15 protein-coding genes are annotated in these 22,720 nt (G+C 46.4%); 5 read left to right on the forward strand and 10 right to left on the reverse strand.

Annotation, left to right across the window (positions count from 1 at the left end; translation table 11 throughout):
- Nucleotides 1-44 precede the first annotated feature (44 nt).
- The 7 genes from AC1DCV_RS19315 to rhaT form a co-directional block, all read right to left on the reverse strand.
- Nucleotides 45-1,817, reverse strand: a complete 1,773-nt coding sequence (locus AC1DCV_RS19315) for an alpha-L-rhamnosidase-related protein (RefSeq protein ID WP_477024685.1) — start codon at nucleotides 1,815-1,817, stop codon at nucleotides 45-47.
- Between the two features lie 24 nt (nucleotides 1,818-1,841).
- Complete coding sequence (locus AC1DCV_RS19320) at nucleotides 1,842-5,066, reverse strand: glycosyl hydrolase (protein ID WP_477024686.1); 3,225 nt, start codon at nucleotides 5,064-5,066, stop codon at nucleotides 1,842-1,844.
- Between the two features lie 115 nt (nucleotides 5,067-5,181).
- Entirely contained in the window at nucleotides 5,182-6,117 is a 936-nt protein-coding gene (locus AC1DCV_RS19325; protein ID WP_477024687.1) for an alpha/beta hydrolase, read from the reverse strand.
- A gap of 35 nt (nucleotides 6,118-6,152) precedes the next feature.
- Nucleotides 6,153-7,550, reverse strand: coding sequence for an FGGY-family carbohydrate kinase (locus tag AC1DCV_RS19330; protein WP_477024688.1), 1,398 nt, complete (start codon nucleotides 7,548-7,550; stop codon nucleotides 6,153-6,155).
- Nucleotides 7,551-7,564: 14 nt separating this feature from the next.
- Nucleotides 7,565-8,839, reverse strand: coding sequence for a sugar isomerase (locus tag AC1DCV_RS19335; protein ID WP_477024689.1), 1,275 nt, complete (start codon nucleotides 8,837-8,839; stop codon nucleotides 7,565-7,567).
- 36 nt (nucleotides 8,840-8,875) lie between these two features.
- Nucleotides 8,876-11,002: a bifunctional aldolase/short-chain dehydrogenase gene (locus AC1DCV_RS19340; protein ID WP_477024690.1), complete on the reverse strand. Its 2,127-nt coding sequence runs from the start codon at nucleotides 11,000-11,002 to the stop codon at nucleotides 8,876-8,878.
- Between the two features lie 43 nt (nucleotides 11,003-11,045).
- Nucleotides 11,046-12,101, reverse strand: coding sequence for an L-rhamnose/proton symporter RhaT (gene rhaT, locus AC1DCV_RS19345; RefSeq protein WP_477024691.1), 1,056 nt, complete (start codon nucleotides 12,099-12,101; stop codon nucleotides 11,046-11,048).
- A 182-nt stretch (nucleotides 12,102-12,283) separates the two neighbouring features.
- Between rhaT and AC1DCV_RS19350 the strand changes: the two genes are divergently transcribed.
- The 3 genes from AC1DCV_RS19350 to AC1DCV_RS19360 all read left to right on the forward strand — a co-directional run bounded on the left by AC1DCV_RS19350 (nucleotide 12,284) and on the right by AC1DCV_RS19360 (nucleotide 16,122).
- Nucleotides 12,284-13,315 (forward strand): winged helix-turn-helix domain-containing protein, encoded by a 1,032-nt coding sequence (locus AC1DCV_RS19350; protein WP_477024692.1) that lies wholly within the window; start codon nucleotides 12,284-12,286, stop codon nucleotides 13,313-13,315.
- A 48-nt stretch (nucleotides 13,316-13,363) separates the two neighbouring features.
- Complete coding sequence (locus AC1DCV_RS19355; RefSeq protein WP_331960378.1) at nucleotides 13,364-13,600, forward strand: VF530 family protein; 237 nt, start codon at nucleotides 13,364-13,366, stop codon at nucleotides 13,598-13,600.
- A gap of 167 nt (nucleotides 13,601-13,767) precedes the next feature.
- Entirely contained in the window at nucleotides 13,768-16,122 is a 2,355-nt protein-coding gene (locus AC1DCV_RS19360) for an ABC transporter permease (protein ID WP_477024693.1), read from the forward strand.
- Between the two features lie 38 nt (nucleotides 16,123-16,160).
- On the opposite strand, the gene AC1DCV_RS19365 is transcribed toward AC1DCV_RS19360, so the two are convergent.
- A complete protein-coding gene (locus AC1DCV_RS19365; protein ID WP_477024694.1) occupies nucleotides 16,161-16,679 on the reverse strand; it encodes a 3'-5' exoribonuclease domain-containing protein in 519 nt (172 codons plus the stop codon).
- Nucleotides 16,680-16,819: 140 nt separating this feature from the next.
- Between AC1DCV_RS19365 and AC1DCV_RS19370 the strand changes: the two genes are divergently transcribed.
- Nucleotides 16,820-17,335: a hypothetical protein gene (locus tag AC1DCV_RS19370; protein WP_477024695.1), complete on the forward strand. Its 516-nt coding sequence runs from the start codon at nucleotides 16,820-16,822 to the stop codon at nucleotides 17,333-17,335.
- Nucleotides 17,336-17,570: 235 nt separating this feature from the next.
- On the opposite strand, the gene AC1DCV_RS19375 is transcribed toward AC1DCV_RS19370, so the two are convergent.
- Both AC1DCV_RS19375 and AC1DCV_RS19380 read right to left on the reverse strand, forming a co-directional pair.
- On the reverse strand, nucleotides 17,571-18,590 hold the full coding sequence (locus tag AC1DCV_RS19375) for a serine hydrolase domain-containing protein (RefSeq protein WP_477024696.1): 1,020 nt from the start codon (nucleotides 18,588-18,590) through the stop codon (nucleotides 17,571-17,573).
- A complete protein-coding gene (locus tag AC1DCV_RS19380) occupies nucleotides 18,591-19,334 on the reverse strand; it encodes an SGNH/GDSL hydrolase family protein (protein ID WP_477024697.1) in 744 nt (247 codons plus the stop codon).
- A gap of 252 nt (nucleotides 19,335-19,586) precedes the next feature.
- On the opposite strand from AC1DCV_RS19380, the gene AC1DCV_RS19385 reads away from it, so the two are divergent.
- A complete protein-coding gene (locus AC1DCV_RS19385; protein ID WP_477024698.1) occupies nucleotides 19,587-22,703 on the forward strand; it encodes a SusC/RagA family TonB-linked outer membrane protein in 3,117 nt (1,038 codons plus the stop codon).
- The last annotated feature ends 17 nt before the right edge of the window (nucleotides 22,704-22,720 follow it).

Genomic DNA, 22,720 nt, shown 5'->3' on the forward strand with positions numbered 1-22,720 from the left:
TCCGGTAACCTGGAGCTGCTATAGACCACGTTAAGAAAAAAAATTTACTCCCTTATAATTTTCACCTGCGCAGGTGCTTTGATATCTGATTTTATTTTCCCACTAGCCAGACGTGTATGCTTCACCGTTACAATACCATATGGTGTAGGAAACGTGCCTTCGGCATATTGAAGATCACCCAGATGTGGTGCTACCTTAATCACTTTACAACCGGGTGCAATTACAGAGATGCCCAGTACATGTTCGGTTAGCCAGGGAGTAGGCCCGGAGGCCCATCCATGGCATAAGCTATGGCGGAACCCCTTATAGCAGTAAGCACCATAATCCCCATGAATATCTTTTTGCCCGGGTTGCACCAAGGCATCAATGCGGGAAGCATTGGGAAGCCAGTCCATGTTAAAATCTTCCCAGAAAGTAGTAGCTCCCAGTTTTAGCATCGCTCCCCAATAGGCGCGAATATCGTTTAGCCCTCCCTGGTAGTCTCCTGCTTTGGCTTTTGCCTGCAGCATATAATAACCGTAAAAAGTAGAATAATCCTTTACACCGCCAACGGATAAAATATCCTGGTTGATTTTTTCTGCAGGCACCAGACCTGATAAAGCCAGCAAGGCAGCGGCCTGTTTGGAACCATTCGCATCGGGCACATTCTTTTTCAGGCGGGCAATGGCAGCTTCACATTTTTTCACAGTGGCCATATCGTCTAACACCTTGCTCAGCGCCGCACCAGCATCCAGTGTCATGATCATCATAGCCTGCAACCCGGCATGTATGCCGGGTTTATTTTCGCTGGAAGGCCAGTCCAGGAAGCGGGTGCCGTCCTGCAAGTCCTCACTGTTATTACTATCAATTTTTTCAGATAAATGATCCAGCAAGCCTTTCAGATAGGCGGCCTGTTGTTGCAGATAAACCAGGTTGCCGGTGTGTTGATACCAATCCCGCTGAATAAGCACCCACCACATAGAATACGACACCATGCCGTTCATGTATTGGGGCAGTGGGGTAATATCCCGCGACAAGTCCAGGCTCTTAGTCACCACTTCATTATATCCGAATACAGCGCTGATGGTAGACGTTTCGGGGTGCATGTCGCCAATCCATACGAGGCGGTCGCGCTTAATACCGTCCCATAAATAGTCCTGCATATTGAGGTGAACGGTATAGGCGCCAGTCAGCCAGATCTGGTTGAGCAAGGTATCACTGCATTTGAAGGAGCCGAGATAAGGGAGATCTCTGTAAACGAAAATGGCCCTTACTTCTTTGAGTTGCAGTTCTGCATTATCATCCAGCAAATCGATCCGAACAAAACGGAAACCAGTATTGCCCACCTCCAGTTTGCCCAGCCAGGGTACTTCCACGATCATATCGCGTATAGCGTGGTCGTTGGTGGCATTCTTGCCGGGTTCAATATCGCTCATGGCTTCACTCACGGATTCTCCGAAGCGTACCCGCAGTTTCACCGGCTTACCACTTTTATACATGCCGGTGACCAGTTGCAGGCCGCCGTGCAGCTCTTTGCCAAAGTCGAACAGAATGCCAGGATGTTCGGTGGCACTGCTTTTCAGCACACACATATTTTGATTCGCCAGGTCGGCTTGTCCGTTGCCGGGTAGCAGGAAACGTGCAGCATTGGTTATGCTGCTACCGGTATTGGCTGTTTGCCATATAATTTTTTCGGGAGATAAGTATCGCCGCACAGTAGGCGTTGTTTGAACCATGGCCAAACGTATGCTGTCAAACACCGGTGGCAACTGAGCCTGGGCGGATATATCATCCAACAGGAAAATATTTGCAAGCAGGAACCAGGTATATATTTTCATGTGATATCATTCATGTTGGTGAAATTAATAGGTTACCCCTATCAGTTTTACAGGCCCTGATAATCCGGCCGGTTGGTACGCAGATTCCGGCGTATAGGGATTTACGTTACTCCACGTTTTGCGTGACGCAGCAGGTAGTTTACTATCTCCTATCAGACGATTTACCCAGGTATTGACGACCGCTATTTCCAGTTTGTTAGCTCCTTTTTTAAGCACATTTTTTAAGCTGACACGATAAGGTGGTGTCCATACTGTACCGAGTTCCACCCCATTCAACTTCACGGTGGCCATCACACTCACGTTACCAATATCGAGGTATAGCGTGGCTCCCACCGGTAATTCATCTGCCATAAAAGTAGTTTCATATACTGCTGTACCGGAATAATTACGGATCTGTTCATTCGAACTCTTACTCCAGTCGGTCAGCTGATCGAAGACCACCGGTTGGGCGGGGCCTCGTTGAGCAGTATCAAAGCGTACCTGCCAGGGTGCGTTTAACTCCTGTAATAAAGTAGGTGCAGGGAAATTAGTCTTACTGCTGTTGGACGCGGTAGCTTTTTTACGAAACATCACAAAACCACTTTGGTAAGGTGCTAACGCTAACGGCACTACGGTATTTTTATCTTTCTCTTTAAATGCCGGCAAGTCACGGATGTCGCCGGTAACAGCATCCCACCATTCCGGCTGTTTACCCGTTACGCGGAAAGCGGGCGACAAGCTAATATCAGTGGCTGACTGATTAGTAATGAAATACAATTCTCCTTCCGGTGTGGAGCGATGGGTATAAAGCACCTGTGCTGGTAAGTCCGCTACATCTGCCTGCAACTTTAGGATATGTAAAGCCTCTTCCATGCCCATACCGCTGAGCACCTGCCCATTGCCGTATTTGCGCTGCCGTAGCTGGTCGTTGCCCCATAAAGTGGCTGCCAGTTGGCGCACCTCTTCATCTGCTTCCGGGTAATGCTGTAAGCTGGGCGAGCGTTGCGGCACAGGGCCGAGAATGGTGGCGCCCTGCTTTACCAGTTGCGCGATTTTTTGCAGCAGCTCCGGCCGCATCGTTTCCAGTTGTGGCAGTACCAATAAGCGATAGCTCATGCCATCCGGCAATACCAGCTTACCTTCTTTTACCTGCACCCGGTTCATGATTACCTCTGCATTGATGTAATCATAAGAATAGCCTTTGGGCAATTCCGGATTCCTGATGCCGGTCATTTTAGGGGCATCTTCTCCGATGAAATACGCCACATCATTAACGGCCCGGCCTTGTTGCAGGAGGTAGTTACATCTCCTGATATAATCTACAAAAGCTTTGCCCTGGTAAAACCAGGTATTCTTGCGGTTAAACTCTGTTCCGAAGCCGGCGTTCACACCGGGATTCAGGTCTTCGTATGGTTGCGTGATGAATACATGTAACAGCGTATGATTAATACCTTCCGTGAAAGACCAGTCACCACGGCGTTTCAGCAACGCCGGATAGCGCACAAATGCCTGGCCTCCGGCGGTGAAAGATTCCGCAGCCACCTTTGTTTTACCGTAGATATGCGCAGCGGAAGAAGCGGCGCGGCATTCAATATCTCCCAAAGTACCTTCATTCCAGAATTCACCACCAATTTCGTCCGACTGCCCACCATACTTCAGGAATTCAGAAGGGAAACCCCAATGGCCATAGTTTTCCAGCCACAGCTTCAATCCGTCTTTATGACTTGCCTTACGTAAACCGGCCACATATTTATAAGCTACGCGATCTGCAATCAGGCGGCGCAGATCCCATAGGAAACGGTCCGACTGATCTGCCGCCCCCACTACCCTGCCTGATAATACCGGCAGCCAGGGCAAAGGATCATAACCATATTGTTGTGCAAAGTCTGTGGCCATATCATCTGTCCAGTTCTGCGACCCCGTTTCGTAGCTATCTGCCACTACCCATTTCAGGGCGGTACGTTCCGCTGCCGGTATGCTGTTGCGGATTTTTCCCACAAAAGAATCATAGTGATATTGTGACCAGGTATCGCTGATCTTATCTATTTCCAGCCCTATGCCTTCTTTAGAAGCCGGACCATTGGTAACACCGGTGGGCAGCATGCCATAGCGCACTACGATCCAGTTACCTGCAGGAACATTCCAGTTAAGGGTGCCGTTGGACAATAAGTCTTTAGTGAGATTAATGACTTTAGCAGGATCGATGATTCCCCCCTGACCATCTACAGACGGCTGTTGCGGCCACTGGTATTCGTTCCATAAAGGCAAAGGTGTCTGGAACATTTTAGCTAACTGTTTTTCTTCGAAACGTTCTATACGTGGGGCGGCCAGCAACCTTATCTCCGCCAATGCCGGATGTCCGTCACTGATCAGCAGCCTGAATTGCCTGCCGGTGATGGCTTTAAAAGAAACAGCTACCGGAGCATAGGGCTTAAAACCTACATTGGGTGCAGGGTTGCTACGATCCAGTTCAAATACTTTTACGCTATGCCAGGTGTCACCTTCTTTTACCTGTAACTCAAACTGTGCTTTGAAAGGACGGGCAGCAGGATAAATGATCAGGCTTCTCGCGGTGAAATCCGCTTTCACGGCAATGTCTATGGTAGCAGGGCCAGGTCGGCTCACTGGTGCTGACACCACTACTTCTTCGGTGGTATTACCGTCCACCAGGTTTTCGATGTGTGCAAAGCCGGCATTGGAGCTGAGTACCGGTGCATGTTGGCCAATATCATCCCCATCTCCTGCGGGTACGGGAAAAGCCAACACCGCTACGGTCTGAAAATCTGCGATGTTGGGCGCTGGCTGTGAAAGTTGACGGGGCCCCTGTACGTTTATTTCATCACCGGCAGTAAGGTAACGCATCGACTGTGAGGGTTTGATCCAGGGACCGCCACTCTGGCTCCAGCCGGGGCTGTTGAATAAGCCAATGTCTATCCCGTTTTTGGAGGCAGCGCTGATGGCTGTACGGGTCACCTTCCACCATTCGTCTGAAAACAATTTTACTTTTCCATAAGGCACTTCTTCTTTCGGATAACCGATATTCCCGATGAAAGCACGGCCTATGCCTACTTTCGCCATGGCTTCAATATCTTTCCTCACACCTTCCTGCGAAATATTATCACTCATCCAATACCAGTACACGCTTGGCTTAATGCTATCCGGAGGCGTAACAAATCCTTGCTGCAAAGCAGCTTTCTGCGCACTGGCAGTGGATGCTACTGAAAGTAGTAAGAATAGCGCAGCTGGATATCCAGGTATTTTTCGTAGCATAAAATGATTCATGTATAGTCCGTGAAATTCCGTTTAGTGTTGTCCGTTATACACAACGGCACCCTCCCTGTTTATAACAGGCGATAGCTAAACAAACTCAAAATAGAAAACTGTATTAGTATAACTGTCCTGTACCTCCCTGTAACAAAGGATTATCGGTATTCAGCATACCGCTGCGGCCAAGCCATTTCATCACGGTCTGCATCCATACTTCTACCGGCAGTTTGAGTACAAACCCATGATCCCCTTCGGGGTAAATATGCATTTCAGCTGGCACATGCTGGTGGCGCAATGTCTGGTAAAACAACAGCGTGTTGTCTACGTCTACTACCTTGTCATCGCTGGTATGAAACAACAAGGTGGGTGGCGTTTGTGGCGTTACCTGCCGGTCATTGGAATAATATTTAACGGTTAACTCGTCCGGAAAATCGCCTAATAAACGCTTGCGGGAGCCAGCATGAGTGAGGTTCTTTTCCATGCTGATCACCGGGTATACCAGGATCATAAAATCCGGGCGAAGATTGAGCCCTGCATTAGCAGCCAACACGGGGCGATCAAAATGCGTTCCTACTGTAGATGCCAGGTGGCCTCCGGCAGAAAAGCCCATAATACCCACCCTGCTATTGTCGATATTCCATTCTTTTGCATGTGACCGGATCATTTTCAGGGCTTCCTGCGCATCCTGCAAAGGCCCGCTGCTTTTGTCCGTCATGATCTTATCAGACGGCAAACGGTATTTTAATACGAAGGCCGCAATACCTTGCTTCACAAAAAATTCTGCAATATTCAATCCTTCTTTTTGCAGCACTACCCATGCATAGGCGCCACCCGGACAAATCAATACGGCTGTACCGGTGGCTTTTTCTTTGGGAGGTAGGTAAGCAGTAAGCGTAGCTATGCTGGTAAGTGCACGGTTATTCTCTTTATCTGTTATTTCTTCATCAGGGGAAGCAATACCACCCGGTGGAAGTCCGGTGTACAAAGGCATTACATTTTGTGCATAGGCTGGTATGGCAACAAAGCTGAGGAGGAAAATAAAGAGGGCACGCATAGTATTATTTCTTGATAGTAATAATAAGCAAATCTTTATAAAGATACATCATGCGTCACCGAATAATACTTCAATTCTATCAGATCGTTGGGCAATGGTTTACTATTCCATGATGAGTGGATAGCGAGTGCAGCTCCCATGGCAGTAGCCTGCGCCATAGACGCAGCAAAGATCTCTATCTCCGGGAAAAGCGCAGCCAGTAGATTCATGTAAATGGCATTTTTACTGAACCCACCGTCAACGAATATACGTTTTACGGAAGAGCCGTTTAATACTCTTTGAGTGGCTATATATTGCTGCCGGGCAATGTCTAACATCAGCTGATGATAGGCCTCGGTATCAGATGAAAATGTATGCAGGTCTCTTTGTCCAAATACAGAAGCCTGCAGTAGTTTTGGATCAGGTGGTAGCAGCGCATGGTCCTGTTTGTTCCGTTCTTTCAGCAGGCGGATGATGCGGCTATCAAAATCAATATTGCGGTAATGACCGGTATGCTGATTGAAATGTGTTGCAATACGCTTTACCTGTTGCTCATGTTCATAGCCGGCAAACAGGCGGGAAGCCTTTACGGGCTTACCCTGGAAGGTCATATAGCATAAACAGTCGGCAGCCAGTTCTTCATCGGTAAGCGGTGTATCATTAAACGGGTTGAAGCTGATGCACCAGGTGCCGGTGGAGATTAAAATAAAAGGTTCGTAAAAGTTAACCAGGTAAGGAATCAACGCAGCAGAGCTGTCGTGCAAACCGGTACCTATTGCGTAGTTATTACCGGGAAATGCAGCGGGCATTACTTCGTTGGAAGGTAATAAGGGCGCCAGCTTTTCCAGCACCCCTTCCTTTATTACCCACATATGATAGTTATGCTGTTGAAAATCCCAGAAATTAGTGTGGCAGCCGATGCTGGTAATATCTGAGCAGGCAACGCCGGAGAGCAGGTAGCTCATATACTGCGGCAAATGCAGCGCGTACTTTACCTGCCGGTAAATATCCGGCTGCGTATACTTCAGCCGGTACAACTGCATACCGGAATTGAGGCTGCCCAGCACGGGCGAAGCAGTTTGTACAGAGAAGGTTTTCTCTCCACCATAAGTATTATAAAACTGTTCCTGCAGTGCAGCAGGATATTCTTTCAGGTAGTTGTACAAAGGAGTTAATGGGCGCCCTTCTTCATCTATATACACCAAACTGGCGCCATAGGTAGAAAAATTAATGGCTTTGATCACCACCTCCTTTCTGCGGAATACTTCTCTCAAAGAATCAAACACAGAGAGGCGAAGGCTTTCCAGGTTTTCACAGGGCGCTCCATCTTCATCCACAGTTTCCGTAAAACGTGCTGTCCGCTCAAAGATGATACGATACTGTTCATCAAAGAGAAACAGTTTCTTATTGGTTTTACCAACATCAAAGATGGCTATAACGGGAATTTCGCTCATAAACATTTTTAAAATTACAGTCCGGTCGCCATTGTTCTTAATCCTCTTTCGCGGATCAACTGATCTCTCGCTTTCTCTGAACGATACAAGGCTAATGGATTCAACGCACCACCTGTCTGCATTCTGGCGGCAGCCACCAGGGCACGGACATCGGTACGGAATGCCTGTTGCAATATTTCCTGTGCAGTTACCACATCATTATTTTGTTGTGCTGCATATAATTTTTTTCGGTCTACCAGCAGTGCCTGCGCATAACTGATCATAATAGCTTCTACTGATTGCAACAGGTCTTCCAGCGGATCTTTCAAATTGTGAGAAGCATCTATCATCCACGCCAGATCTGTATTGTGGTTCATCCCTCTTGCATCCATTCCTTCCACCAGCTCATTAAAGATAAGAAACAGCTGATACGGTTTGATGCTGCCTACGGTGAGATCATCATCACCAAATTTGGAATCATTGAAATGGAAGCCACCCAGTTTACCTTCCATCAGCAACAGGGAAACGATCTGTTCGATGTTCGCATTAGGCAGGTGATGTCCCAGATCTACCAGGGAATAGGCTTTAGGGCCCAGTTTACTGGCATACAGGAGCGACTGCCCCCAGTCGCCCACTGTAGTGGAATAGAAGTTAGGTTCTGCTGCTTTGTATTCTACAAACACTTTCCAGTTGTCTGGTAAGGCGGCATAAATTTCCTGCAGTCCTTCGAGGGTGTTCTCGAAAGCATGGCGGAAATTCAGCTGCCCGGGAAAACAGGAGCCATCAGAAAGCCAGATGGACAAGGCATCAGAGCCCAGTGCCACGCCGTGCTGAATCACTTCGATGTTATGTTCAATTGCTTGTTTGCGGACATCTTTATTGACATGCTGCAGTGAACCAAATTTATAGCTATGCTGCTGCCCCGGCTGATCCTGGAAGGTATTGGAATTCATGGCATCGAAGCGGAGACCATGTTGCGCAGCCACCGCTTTTATGTGTGCCGGGTTATCCGGTACATCCCAGGGAATATGCAGGGAGATGGAGCCGCTGGATTGGTTCAGCTGATGTAATAGTCCAACGTCGCTTATTTTTTCTTCCAGGTTGCGGGGTTCGCCACCACCGGGGAAACGGCCAAAGCGGGTGCCGCCCGTGCCGAGTGCCCAACTGGGGATGCCGACCTGGAAAGCAGCTAACTGCTGCAGGACCTCCGGCACATTTTTAATTTCTCCGGAGAGGTAATCAAATGCACGTTGATGGCCTGCCAGCAATGAATCATTATGTTCGTCTATTTTATATTTTTCTATTTGCATAGTTCTCTATTTTTAACAACAGATAAAATACCGTTTTTATCTCACAAAAGCCATGGCTACACCTCCATCTACGTTCAGCACATTGCCGGTGGCTTTATTCAGCAGGCCGCTTACAAAAGCATAACAGGCATTGGCAATATCTTCGGGTACAATAATTTCATTGAGCAGGGTACGTTTGGCGTAGAATGCCGGTAGTTCTTCCACCTTAACACCATATGCTTTGGCGCGACCTTCTGCCCACGCGCCTGCCCATATTTTGCTGTCGGAAATTACCGCATCAGGGTTTACAACGTTTACGCGTATACGATCTTTTCCCAGCTCAGCAGCATTGAGTCTGCTCAGATGTAGCTGTGCTGCTTTGGCGGAACCATACGCCGCATTATTGGGACCGGATACCAGGGCGTTTTTACTGACGATATTCAGCACATCACCACCGGTAGCCTGTTTGCGCATGATTTCTACACCCGCTTGTGTTACCAGGAACTGTCCTTTTACCAGTACATCATATAACAGGTCCCAGTCTTTTTCTGTATGATCTTCCAGCGGTTTGGAAATGGAGAGTCCTGCGCAATTGACGATAATGTCTACGCCACCAAACGCCAGTACGGCAGTATTGTAAGTCTGATGGATAGATGCTGCATCTGTTACATCCAGCAGGTCTGCTGCGAATACATCTTTCCCGTATAATTTATTAAACTCGGCAGTAGCACTGGCCAGTCGTTGTGCATCGTTATCATTGATGACCACTACCGCCCCTTCTTCGGCAAACTTTTTAGCGATGGCTTTGCCGATACCACCGGCACTGCCGGTAACCAAAGCAATTCTGCCAGTCAGTGCTTTGGGTTTAGGCATGCGTTGCAGCTTCGCTTCTTCCAGCAGCCAGTATTCAATATTGAAAGCTTCCTGTCTTGGCAGGGAAGTATATTCGGAAATAGCTTCCGCTCCTTTCATCACGTTGATCGCGTTGATATAGAATTCTGCGGCTACCCTGGCGGTTTGCTTATCTTTTGCGAAGGTGAACATGCCTACGCCGGGGTATAGGATCACCACGGGGTTAGGATCGCGCATCGCCGGGCTGTTGGAATGTTTACAGGTATTATAGTAACTGGCATACATCTCCCGGTATGTTTCAAACAAAGGCAACAAGCCGGCTTTTATGGCATCAACATCCGCCAGACTTTCATCTGCTGCAATGTTCAGCACCAGGGGGCTGATTTTAGTGCGTAAAAAGTGATCCGGGCAGCTGGTGCCGAGTGGAGCCAGCCGGTCAAGATCGTTGGAATTAATAAATTCCAGGACCCGGGCATCGTCTGTGAAGTGTCCCACCATTTTCTGCTGAGATGAGCAATATCCCCTTAAAATTGGCGCCAACGCCGCCGCCTGGGCCTTGCGTGCTTCCTCTGACAAAGAGGCGATTTTAGCGCCTCCAAATACCGGTTTATGACGACCCGTATTTTCTTCCAGGTATGCTGCGCAACGTTCTATTACTTCGAGGGTATTGATATAGCTCTCGTAGGCGGTATCGCCCCAGGTAAAGAGTCCGTGTGATCCCAGCATAATGCCGCGGATACCTGGGTTTTCGTCCAGGCATTGTTTCAATTGCAGGCCAAGGTCGAATCCCGGTTTTTGCCAGGGCACCCAACCGATGGTACCATTGAATAATTCCTGCGTAATCTTTTTACCATCTTTTGCAGCAGCTATCGCGATGGCAGCATCCGGATGCAGGTGATCGATATGTTTGAAAGGAAGAAATCCATGCAGGGGGGTATCAATAGAAGGAGCTTTGGAACTCAGATCGTAAATACAATGATTAAACAGTTCCACCATTTCATCTTCATACGCAATCCCTTTGTAAATATGTTGCAGACTGCGAAGGCGATCTACATATAAGGCTGCCAGCCCACTTTTTTTAAGTGTACCCAGGTCCCCACCGGAACCTTTTACCCACATCACTTCTACCTGTTCACCTGTTAACGGATCTTTAGCCATGGCCTTGCAGGAGGTATTTCCTCCACCATAATTGGTCAGCCGCAGGTCGGCGCCCAGTAAATTGGAACGATAAATCAGCAAGGCTACTTCATCACCAGCCATCCCGGCCGCTGTTGTTTCATCCCATAAATAACTGACATGCCTGAATTGCGTGGTAGTTCCATCTAAAGACATACGATATAATTTTAACGTTTTTTAATTGCGATAATGCTGCGGGTTAATTGTCTAATGAATTACCATATCCCACCAGGACTACAGAAAGAATAATGGTGAATATACCCAGGGAAATGGTAGCGAATGTTTTTTTACTGGCATTTTTCCACTCCTTCAACACAAAGCCCCACATGCCGGAAATCAGGATAATAAAAGCCATATGCAGGATCCAGGAGCTGGCATCATTGCCCAGCTTACTTTCTCCCATGCCATAGAAAAAGAACTGCAGGAACCAGGTGGTGCCGGCAATCGCCGCAAACAGGTAATTCTTTACCAACGGCGTTTCTTTGTTCGTATAATCGTTGAAAGACTGATTCCGCTTATTCAGGATCATGCACCAGATAAAGTTGGTGGTCAATCCGCCTAACATGATAATTACAAAAATAACATTGTTCTTGAACAGCGGGTTGGCATTGTTAGCCACGGCCGCTTTGCCCATGCTGTTGCCCGCAGTGATAGCGAAGCTCATGCAGGCACTCAGGATGCCGGAAACAATGGCTACCACTAATCCTTTGCGAAGATTAAATTCCTGTATGCTTTCCGTCTTCTGTGCTTCCGAGAGTTCCTTTTCCTTCAACATGCCCGCTCTCCCGCATATCGCAATGCCTGCAAGGCATGCCACTACCCCCAGCAGCACAAACATCCCTTTACTGGTATGTAACATGGTGCCCAGTGTATTGGGATCATCGGTAAACAGACCACGGTAAACGGGTGGTATAAGGGCGCCAAAAGCAGAACAGAAGCCCAAAGCCACCGCCATCCCCAGCGACATGCCCAGGTAACGCATAGACAATCCAAAGGTTAAACCACCAATACCCCATAACACGCCCAGGAAATAAGTCCAGAAAAGTACGTGCCCCCCGGTGCTTGCAATGATGTCGATAAAACCGGGAACAGTGAGCCAGGCAGCCACTAAAGGGACAACCAGCCAGGAAAACACGCCTCCTACAATCCAGTAACTTTCCCAGCTCCACCCCTTCACTTTTTTGTAAGGGATATAAAAACTGCCGGAGGCAAACCCTCCAATGAAGTGGAATAAAACTCCCAGTAAAGCCTGCATAATGACGTTGAAATTTGTAACGTGGAAAACTAATGTTTCATAAAAATAAAGCATGTATAATTTTAAACTGTCATGGACTGTCATGCTTCCAATATCCTGCGCCAATTGTAAATTTAAATTACTATCATTGTCGGGAAAAGTTGCTGACAGCTAATTCCACGTGACTAATAATCAACCGCGCCATGAAACAACATCCGATTTTCAAATACCTGTTTATAGATGACTTCTCTGCCACGCCTAAATATTTTCAGCTGGCCAACTCTATTATTAAAGCAATAGTAGACCAGAAAGTTCAGCAGGACGATATCCTGCCTTCTATCAATGAAGTCAGCTATGCATTTGAAATATCGAGAGACACCGCCGAAAAAGCCTATAAATACCTGAAAGGCCTGGGGATACTGGGTTCCGTTCCGGGCAAAGGTTATTATGTACAGCATACCAACCTTGATCAGCAGTTTAAGATACTACTCCTGTTCAACAAACTGAGCGAACACAAAAAAATCATTTATGATTCTTTTGCTGATAAATTAGGCGAACAGGCGAACATCGACTTTTATATTTACAACAGCGACTTCAGTTTGTTTAAGAAACTGCTGTCGCAAAACATCAATGAATATACACATATAGTGATCCTCCCCCACTTCAGGGAGCGCTGGGAACATGTGGATGAAGTGATCAATGCTATTCCCAAAGAGAAATTAATCCTGCTGGATAAAAAACTGAAAGGGGTCACCGGTGAATACGGAGCAGTGTATGAAAACTTCCAGGAAGATATTTATGGTGCGCTGGAACAGGCCAGGGATAAGCTACAGCAGTATCATACCCTCAAAATCATCTACCCGGAAAACACTTATTACCCGGAAGAAATATATGAAGGCTTTGCACAGTTTTGCCAGAACTACGCATTCAACAGTAAGAAAGTAAATGAGATTGAAGAAGAAGATATACAACCGGGAGATGTATATATTAACCTGCGGGAAAATGACCTGGTGCTGCTGATAGAAAGAATCATATCATTGAATTTACAGATAGGAAAAGATGTAGGCGTGATTTCCTATAACGAAACGCCCTTGAAGAAATTCATCCTGAATGGCATTACTACTATTTCCACTGATTTCAAGTGTATGGGAGAAATGGCAGCACAGCTGATCCTGGACCATTCGAGGGCACAGATTGAAGTACCGTTTTATGTAACCATGCGGGCTTCCCTGTAATTTATTTCGGTCAAGGTTCTGTACCTTTGGAGCATTAAACGGAAAAAAATGCAAACACCAGAAAAATCCAATGATCCGCTGCACGGGCTTACACTTGAGAAAATAGTAACACATCTCTATGAGAGTTATGGCTGGGAAGTGCTGGGAGAAGAAATCAGAATTAACTGCTTCACCAGTAACCCTTCTGTACAAAGTAGTTTAAAGTTCCTGCGGAAAACGCCATGGGCAAGGAAAAAAGTGGAAGACTTTTATAAATACTCTCTCAGAAAGAATAAGCTCAAATAATAATTGCTACCCATATTAATCTGCTGCCGGTTGTTCAGTATTGAACACCCGGCCTCCAAAAGCGGACATTTTAGTTAACTTCCCCCTTTCCTATCTACTGAAAATCAGCTATTTAACAAAATGGCATTTCATTGGCGCCCTGCTCTCCGGCCCATAAAACACATTCCATGTTCACCAGTTATTTAAAAACAGCCTTCAGAACGATCCGGCGGAATCTCAGCTATACATTTCTGAATGTATTCGGATTAACGTTAAGTATTGCCGCCTGCCTGGTTATATTTTTAATTGTGCGGAATGAGTTAAGCTATGACAGCTTTTCCAAAAAAACGGATCGTACCTACCGCGTTACCCTGCATGCGCTGGATTATAATTCCAGTGTATCGCTGGTAGTGGTGCCAGCTTTGCGTAACGACTTCCCGGAACTGGAGCAGGTTTCCCAGTACTGGTACCAGGGAGATGGGCTTGTAAAAACCGGCAATGAGCGGTATAATGAAAAAGGATATGCGTTCGCGGATGCGGCCTTCCTGAAGATTTTTGATTACACCTGGGTGGCAGGAGATCCACGCACCGCCTTATCAGAGCCGAACGAAGTAGTGCTGACAGAAACAATTGCCAAAAAATACTTTGGCAATAAGGACCCAATGGGTCAGGTGATCAACCTGGACAACGAAGAAAATCTGAAAGTAACCGGTATCGTGAAAGATCCTCCCACTAATAGCAGTGTGCCTTTTATATTCCTTGTTTCCTATGAAACGATTAAAGCCGATGTGCTGAAGCGATCAGAATTTTATTCGATCAGTGGCGGCAGCACGTATATTGTGCTCCCGGAAAATTATGATGCGCAACAGTTGCAACGCAGGATACCGGGGTTTATCACCAAAAACTGGGGGGCAGATATCGGGCGTGAAGCAACATTACTATTGCAGCCGTTAAAAGAAATTCATTTTGATCAGCGCTACCTGGAAAATCCTGCCAGTCCTACTGTAAGCAAAGAAACTTACTGGGGGCTGGGAATGGTAGCATTTTTCATCATTATCACCGCCTGCATTAACTTCATCAATATGGCTACGGCGCAGGCTATACGCCGTGCCAAAGAGGTAGGTGTACGCAAAGTACTGGGTGCCTACCGCGGACAACTGATCCGGCAATTTCTTGCAGAAACCACCCTGCTGGTGCTAACCGCTGTTGTGCTGGGCACCATTGCCGCCGCCCTCTTTTTGCCGGTAATGGCCTCCTGGATGAGTATTAAGATCGGCGGGGCACAATTATTACAGCCGCAAATACTGCTGACATTGGCAGGACTAACAGTAACGGTTATACTTTTAGCTGGTCTTTATCCTGCCTTTGTGCAATCGGCCTTTCAACCTGCCACCTCGCTCAAAAGCAATACAGGTATCACCATTAAAGGATTAGGCTTACGTAAAATATTAGTATCTACCCAATTCGGGATTTCGCAACTACTGATTGCCGGTACCCTCATTGTCGGCTACCAGATGGATTTTCTGCAAAACCAGGACCTCGGCTTTAATAAAGAAGCTGTTGTGTCTTTCCGGGTACCAGATAGCAAAAAACGTGATATTTTACGGGAACAATTATTATCCAATCCCGGCGTAAAGCAACTGAGCTTTGCCTCCGGACCTCCGGTAGGCGGTAGTGGATTCGCGCCCTTCAGCTGCCCCGAAGCAGGTGTTATCAAGGACGATGTAACGGAGATGAAAGCTATTGATGAACAATACCTCGATATGTTTTCCATCAGGCTGCTCGCAGGCGAAAATCTCCGTAAACTGACAGATGCAGATACCGTACGCAGGGTACTGGTCAACGAAACGCTGCTCCATAAAATTGGCATACAAATACCCGAAAAAGCTATTGGCAGAAGCTTTCTTGTCAATGGCCGCACGGCGCTGATTACCGGTGTGGTACAAGACTTCCAGAGTGAGTCACGTTATAAGAAAAGAAGACCTTGTGTAATGGAATACAACTCCAATGGTTTTAGAACCGCCTGTATCAGGATACAACCGGGCAATATGCGTAATACCGTTTCTGGTATCGACAAAACCTGGTCGGCGCTCTTTTCCGAGGATCAGTTTTCGTATGAATTCCTGGACGATCGTATTGCCGGTTTATACAAACAGGAGCAAAAACTATATACCGCCTTCAAACTGTTTTCGTCTCTCGCTATACTGATTGGTTGCCTGGGGTTATATGGCCTGGTAGCATTTGCAGCGGTACAACGTACGCGTGAAGTAGGTATCCGCAAGGTACTGGGAGCTTCTCTGTTTGATATTGTAGGACTTTTTGCCAAAGAATTTATTATACTGATCATGCTATCTTTCTGCGTAGCCGCTCCTGTTGCATGGTTCGTGATGCATAAATGGCTGGATAATTTCGCGTACCAGACCAGTATTGGCGGTGGCACCTTCCTGATTGCGATCAGTGTATCAGTGGCTATTGCTGGTATCACCATTGCTTACCAGGCCATAAAAGCCGGCCTGGTGAACCCTATCAGGAGTTTGCGATAGCAATAACAGACCTGCAGCGATGACGTCGCTGCAGGTCACTAAAACTTCATCTTTAGTCCAAGTTCTCTTTTCATCGTCAGCAACGCTTCTGCGTTACCTTTTGCATCATCAACAGGATGATGGGTATGCTTCGTTTTCCGGAGATGCTTGAACGTTGTAAACGTATCTTTCATCATTCCTTTGTATAAACTGCCCAGGTTCTGAGAACTGAATCCAAAAGGGTTTTCACCCAAAAAATGATGAAAGTACCAGCAGATAAACATCCAGTCGAAACCGTTGTTATCGCTGATAAAAATAGGCCGGTCTTTGGATACCGCCGTTATCCAGTTCTTAAAATTCAACATCACCGTTGCCGGATTATCAAAGGTCAATGTTTCTTCGCGGGTGTGATTCGAAACTGCCAATGCTTCCGGAATATACTTATCGGAAACGGGTTTCAGCTGACCGTAAAAAGTTTGGTTAAGCTGTTCATTTACGAGTACAGCGCCGAATGAGATCATAGAAAAATCGCCCGGTATAGGTCCGTCACTTTCCACGTCCACCATAATAAAAGCCATGAGAGGTAGTCTGATTTTTTGGGTTAATCAATTTGTTTTTCGTCTCACAAAAATATAAAAAATTACTATATCAGCAAAAACAGCACAGCAACGGCTTTCCTGCTACGAAAAATTAATCCTATCTTTTCCAAAAGTCTGATATGAAATATTGCTTTTTCTTCCTGCTTTCTCTGTGGCTGCTTAACCCCCATGATGCCCGCTGTCAGCCGGAAAATAAAAAAACGGCTGCTATCAATAAAATATGCAGGCAGATAGATGCTGACAAGTCGCTGAAAAAAGTAGCGGCGAAAGCGGATATTTCCCATTTATACATACATGGCTCCAACAGGCAACTGACAGGATTTTACCGGGATAGCTCCCTGATAAAAATGACCCTGCAGGGGCAGGATGAAGAGGGCAAAGAGTTGTTTGTTTACTACTATAAAAACAATACACTCATCTGTGTGTATAATGAATTTTCAGGTCCTCACTTCGACTCAACAGGCCAAAAGGTGCCTCATACCTATGAAAACAATTTCCAGGGCTGGTATTACTTCCGGCAGGGAGCATGGGTGTATGAAGAGTCTACTGGTCATAACCGGTTTGAAGATGATGCACTGAATGCCACTGAAATATTACAGAAAGAAGCGGCTGAATGTCGGCGAATACTACCATGAAAAAGGCATCCCGGCTATGCCAGGATGCCTTTAACGCCAAAGCGTTAACAGATTCTTTTATGGAGCCGCCCGGGTTAAACTAAATTAACCTTAGGTGTCCATGAATATTCTGTAGATAGCATGAATACCTCCTTTTCTTTGGTGAGTAATGAAATTAAGGGAAAATATTCAAATTAGAAAACACTACAGCAAAAAAATAACATATTGTCGCAGTGGAATTATGTAATGAACTGTACTACTTTCTTTTCACTACTGGTAACGCCAGTTCCCGGATCGCTTTCTCAAAATAATAAGCTCTTCCAATATCTGTTGCACTGCCCGCCACATTCTCCAGCACCACAATGCTGCTACGTGTGGCTGGATAGTAAAAGTTAATACCGATGAATCCCAGATCCGGTAAGTAACCGGTATGTCCTATTTCATCTTTGCTATCGTTAACCATCAGGCCATAACCACCACCCGTTTGTCCTACCACGGGATGTTCCCTTGGCGCCCATACGGTGATCATCGCCTGATAGGCACTGTCATGCAGTAATTTACCACTATGCAATTGTTCATTCCAGCGCGCCAGATCAGGAGCCGTGGATACCACGCCTGCCGCGCCCAGCAATAATTCCGGCAGCGGGCCTTTCTTTGCCTCCGGGTTTCCATCTTTATTTTCTGCATAGCCTTGTATGGCCTGCACCCGTGGCGGTACGCCGGAATGCAGCATGCCTGTCTTTTTAAACAGCTCCTTTGTCAATATAGTATAAGCCTTACCAGTAACATGTTCCAGCAATGATTGCAGCAATACGTATCCGAAATTGGAATACGCCAGCTTTGATCCCGGCGTAAATGCCAGCGGCTGATCATACCATACTACACCGGCAGTATGATTTAACAGCTGATGAATGGTAATGCTATCGGCCCATTTCTCTTTCAATGCAGGCAAATAAGTATGCAGCGTTTGCTGCAACTGTATATGTCCTTTTTCGACCTCCTGTAATACCATTACAGCGGTGATCTGTTTGCTGATAGACATCACAGTGAAGCGGCTATCCTGGGAGATGGGCAGTTTCGTTTCTCTGTTGGCATACCCTTTACTTTTAGCGTAAATGGGTTTACCATTTTGCGTGATCAGTACGACACCGCTGAATTCGCGTATATTTTTAGTGGACAATAATGAATCCAGGCGAGCGGAAAGGCTTTGCTGTGCAGCCACACAGGTGGTTGCCAACACCAGTAATCCGGTGAGGAGTAATTGACAGGTTTTCAATTATTTCTTTTTTAAGGCGGTGGCGATTGCTTTTTCGGCCAGTGGACCCATTACGAGATAGCCTTCCTTGTTAGGATGTACACCATCGTAGGTCAACGCTTTTTGTAATCCTTTTTGTTCATCTGCCATAGCGGTATAGTAGTCGAGATATACACAGCCATTTTTAGCGGCATATGCTTTAATCCGCTGGTTCAGGTCTGCAATTTTGGAGACAGGGTCCAGTCCTTTGCGCCATGGGTAGTCATATACAGGCAGTACCGAAGAGAGTACTACTTTGATGCCATTGGCTTTGGCCAGTTCCGCCATGGATACAATGTTCCCAAAAATGGTGGCAATCGGTGTATAGCCTGTATTACAAGCTATGTCATTGGTGCCGGCCAGGATCACTACCACTTTCGGATGCAGATCAATTACATCAGGACGAAAGCGGATCAGCATCTGGGGCGTGGTTTGTCCGCTGATGCCCCTGTTGATATACGGTTTGCCCGTAAAGAACTCCGGGTTCAGACTTCCCCAGCCGATCGTAATAGAGTTACCCATGAACACTACCCTTTTTTCACCGGTTTTAGGTGCTGCTACTTTAGCATTTTCTTCCTGGAAACATTTCAGACAGGCCCAGTCCTGTTTCATCAGCTCTTCATTTTTTTGTTTCTGTTTTGCCTCAGCTTCCGCAGTATCCTGTGCAAAAGCAGCAGTGCCCAACATCATAAAAAATGCCATTAACGGCCAACTTAATTTTTTCATTTTCATGGATCAGATTTTAAAAGCGTTTAGGCATTGACGGAGTGCCAATGATAAATGCAGTGGGAAAATAACATTTTTTTCCTGCCATTACTAATAGCAGATTAGTAAAGATGAACAGATAAGGATCAGCGGTCTTCAAACAGGACAGTGCAGGACAGTACAGGACGCAACAGGACAGGAATGTATTATTCTTCACCTAAATTTATTTCCGTTAAGAATCGCCGTTTCATCACCAATCTAATTCCACTCGTTATGATTAAAGTTTACATCCTTTGTCGTAAAGGATATGCCCGTCTAGCACGTTATGGGGCCACTTTTTTACTCCTGTTCATTTGTTCACTTGGCTACGCACAAAAGAATACTATCACCGGTCAAATAACAGATGCAGCTGCCGGTTCTGCCCTTCCCAGTGTTACCATCGGCGTAAAAGGAAGCAGTCAGGGCGCTTTTAGTGATGCCAATGGCAGATATACGATTGCTGCCGGCAGCACTGATTCACTTGTTTTTAGTTTTATCGGCTATGTTACTAAAACGATTCATGTAGGTAACCGTACCAAAATCAGTGTACAATTGGAGTCCAGCAATAAATTGCTGAACCAGGTGGTGGTGGTAGGTTATGGTACCCAGCAAAAAAAGGATGTAACGGGATCCGTGGGTATTGTATCTATGAAAAATGTAAAAGACATGCCGGTAGCGGGTCCTGACCAGGCATTGGCCGGGCAGATTGCCGGTATACAGGTAAGTACCTCCAATGGTATCCCAGGGGGCGGCCCGCAGGTACAGGTGCGTGGTATTGGTGCAGTAGGCGCCGGCAGCCAGCCCCTGTATGTAGTGGATGGCTATCCTTTGGCTTCTTCTTCCGACCAGGTATCTGATCCGATGAATGCCATCAATCCACAGGATATAGAGTCTATGGCGGTTTTGAAAGATGCATCCGCTACGGCCATCTATGGATCCAGAGGCGCCAACGGCGTAGTACTCATCACTACCAAAAGAGGCAGCTCGGGTATTCCAACCGTGCAACTCTCCGCTAACTACGGTCTGCAGCAGATTCCAAAGAAAGGACGCCCTGACCTGATGAACGGACAGGAATTCGCGCAGTTCAGAAAAGAAGCGATAGAAGATAATATCCGGTTTACTGAACACCGCGAACCTACCGATGCAGACATTCCGGAAATATATCGTCATCCGGAACTGATCGGTGAAGGCACCAACTGGTTTGATGCGATCACCCGCGTGGCGCCTATGCAAGACATCAACCTGAGCGTAAGTGGTGGTACCGAAAAAATCAGGACTTATATCTCTGCCGGCTATTATAACCAGGATGGTGTGGTGATCAACTCCGGTTACAAAAGATTTTCTGTAAGAGCTAACGTAGATGCCAATCTCTCAGACAGGTTAAAAGTAGGTTTTAACATAGCTCCTTCTTATACTACCCGCAAAGGCAACACCAACGGAGAAGGCCGTGGCGGATACTTCGGTATTGCCAGCCCTATTGAACCTATCTACAAACCAGATGGCAGCTACAATGCTTATATCCAGAGTCCAGGTACCTTTGGACTTCCCAACCCGGTGATGTTCCTCAATGACGTCACTAATAAGTCCAAAAGCACCCGTATCCTTTTTAATACTTATGGAGAATACGAAATTATAAAGAACCTGAAATTCAAATCCACTTTTAACGTAGACTACCAGGAAGGCTCCGGGGAATATTTCATTCCTTCTACCATTGGCAGCACCAACACGGCACCGCCCAGTATTCCTTCCGGTGGCTACAACAGTGGCAACTACCTGAACTGGCTAAACGAAAATACACTTACCTATCAGTATAATACCAGCAATGGTCATGCTTTCACCGGGTTACTCGGCTATAGCGTGCAATCACAAAAAGAACAATATGCCGGTTTCAATGGCGCCAACTATCCCGATGATGACATTAAAACATTAAACGGAGCCGCCACCATCACCGGTGGTACCGACAAAACAGAATGGGCCTTGTTATCTTATCTCGCCAGGATCAACTACGCTTATAAAGATAAATACCTGGTTACCGCTACTGTGAGAAGCGATGGTTCTTCCCGGTTCGGACCAGAAAACCGCTGGGGTACCTTCCCTTCTGTAGCGCTGGGATGGCGTATTTCACAGGAAGACTTCATGAAAACCTCCCGTCTTTTCAGTGACCTGAAATTAAGAGCATCTTATGGTTTCTCCGGTAACTTCAATATTGGCAACTACTCTTACATGAGCAACATCGGTACCAGTGATTATGTACTGGGTGGTGCACTGGCAGGTGGCCGTGTCATGAATTCCCTGGGCAATCCTGCATTGGGCTGGGAAAAAATGCGTGAATTAAATATAGGCGTTGACGTTGGACTGTGGAAAGACCGCGTTTACCTGACCATTGACGCGTATAAAAGAAACACCCAGGATCTGCTGTTAAACGTGGAAGTACCTCAGTCCAGTGGTTTCTCCACCGTAACACAGAACAAGGGGGACATGGAAAACAAGGGACTTGAAATTGGTATCTCTTCCCGCAACATGGAAAGCAAATCATTTACCTGGACTACTAACTTCAACATTTCCTTCAATCGCAACAAAGTATTGCAGTTAGGAAAAGATAATGCACCTATTTACTCAGGTAACTCCAGTGAAGGTAATCCTACTAACGTAAGCGTGGTTGGCAAGCCACTGGCGATGCTGTACGGATATGTATTTGACGGCATTTATCAGAACCAGGCAGAAGTAGATAAAGGACCGGCATTTCCTGGCGCGATACCCGGAAATATCCGTTTCAAGGATATCAATGGTAATGGCGTGATTAATCCGCGGGAAGACTTTGCCATCATCGGCAATCCTTACCCGGACTTCAACTGGGGTTTAACCAACATCCTGAACTACAAAAAATTTGACCTCCGTGTATTAGTGGTGGGTTCTATGGGAGCTGACCGTTTACATGCTACCAATGATTACAACGGTAATATAGATGGTGTATTCAACGTAAGAAAAGATGTAGCTAACAGGTGGAGATCTGAATCCAATCCTGGTAACGGCAAAGTGCCTACTACCAATGGTTCCGGCCGTGGCAGGGTGATGTACAGAGATGTAAGCTCACTGACCGTAGAAAAAAACAACTATGCCTGGGTGAAAAATATTACGCTGGGCTACAGTCTTCCGAAATTTGGATTTGTACAAAGTGCCAGGGTATATCTGAGTGTACAAAATGCCATCCTGTTCACTAAATACAGTGGCAATCCGGAAGTCACCAATTACCTGGGGAAAGGCGGTAGTGGCGCATTGGTACCGGGCATCGATTATTCCAGTTATCCGGTTCCAAGAATTTATTCACTGGGCGCTAATCTCTCCTTTTAATTCAGTTCCTAAAAGAA

This window comes from Chitinophaga sp. 10T418 (assembly GCF_056394125.1).

Bases quoted from the DNA above. Each gene is read 5' to 3' on its own strand.
- AC1DCV_RS19365 (WP_477024694.1), bottom strand. From the start codon at position 16,679: ATGGCTTTTATTATGGTGGACGTGGAAAGTGACGGACCTATACCGGGC.
- AC1DCV_RS19320 (WP_477024686.1), bottom strand. From the start codon at position 5,066: ATGCTACGAAAAATACCTGGATATCCAGCTGCGCTATTCTTACTACTT.
- AC1DCV_RS19360 (WP_477024693.1), top strand. From the start codon at position 13,768: ATGTTCACCAGTTATTTAAAAACAGCCTTCAGAACGATCCGGCGGAAT.
- AC1DCV_RS19380 (WP_477024697.1), bottom strand. From the start codon at position 19,334: ATGAAAAAATTAAGTTGGCCGTTAATGGCATTTTTTATGATGTTGGGC.
- rhaT (WP_477024691.1), bottom strand. From the start codon at position 12,101: ATGCAGGCTTTACTGGGAGTTTTATTCCACTTCATTGGAGGGTTTGCC.
- AC1DCV_RS19335 (WP_477024689.1), bottom strand. From the start codon at position 8,839: ATGCAAATAGAAAAATATAAAATAGACGAACATAATGATTCATTGCTG.
- AC1DCV_RS19350 (WP_477024692.1), top strand. From the start codon at position 12,284: ATGAAACAACATCCGATTTTCAAATACCTGTTTATAGATGACTTCTCT.
- AC1DCV_RS19330 (WP_477024688.1), bottom strand. From the start codon at position 7,550: ATGAGCGAAATTCCCGTTATAGCCATCTTTGATGTTGGTAAAACCAAT.
- AC1DCV_RS19385 (WP_477024698.1), top strand. From the start codon at position 19,587: ATGATTAAAGTTTACATCCTTTGTCGTAAAGGATATGCCCGTCTAGCA.
- AC1DCV_RS19325 (WP_477024687.1), bottom strand. From the start codon at position 6,117: ATGCGTGCCCTCTTTATTTTCCTCCTCAGCTTTGTTGCCATACCAGCC.
- AC1DCV_RS19340 (WP_477024690.1), bottom strand. From the start codon at position 11,002: ATGTCTTTAGATGGAACTACCACGCAATTCAGGCATGTCAGTTATTTA.
- AC1DCV_RS19370 (WP_477024695.1), top strand. From the start codon at position 16,820: ATGAAATATTGCTTTTTCTTCCTGCTTTCTCTGTGGCTGCTTAACCCC.
- AC1DCV_RS19355 (WP_331960378.1), top strand. From the start codon at position 13,364: ATGCAAACACCAGAAAAATCCAATGATCCGCTGCACGGGCTTACACTT.
- AC1DCV_RS19315 (WP_477024685.1), bottom strand. From the start codon at position 1,817: ATGAAAATATATACCTGGTTCCTGCTTGCAAATATTTTCCTGTTGGAT.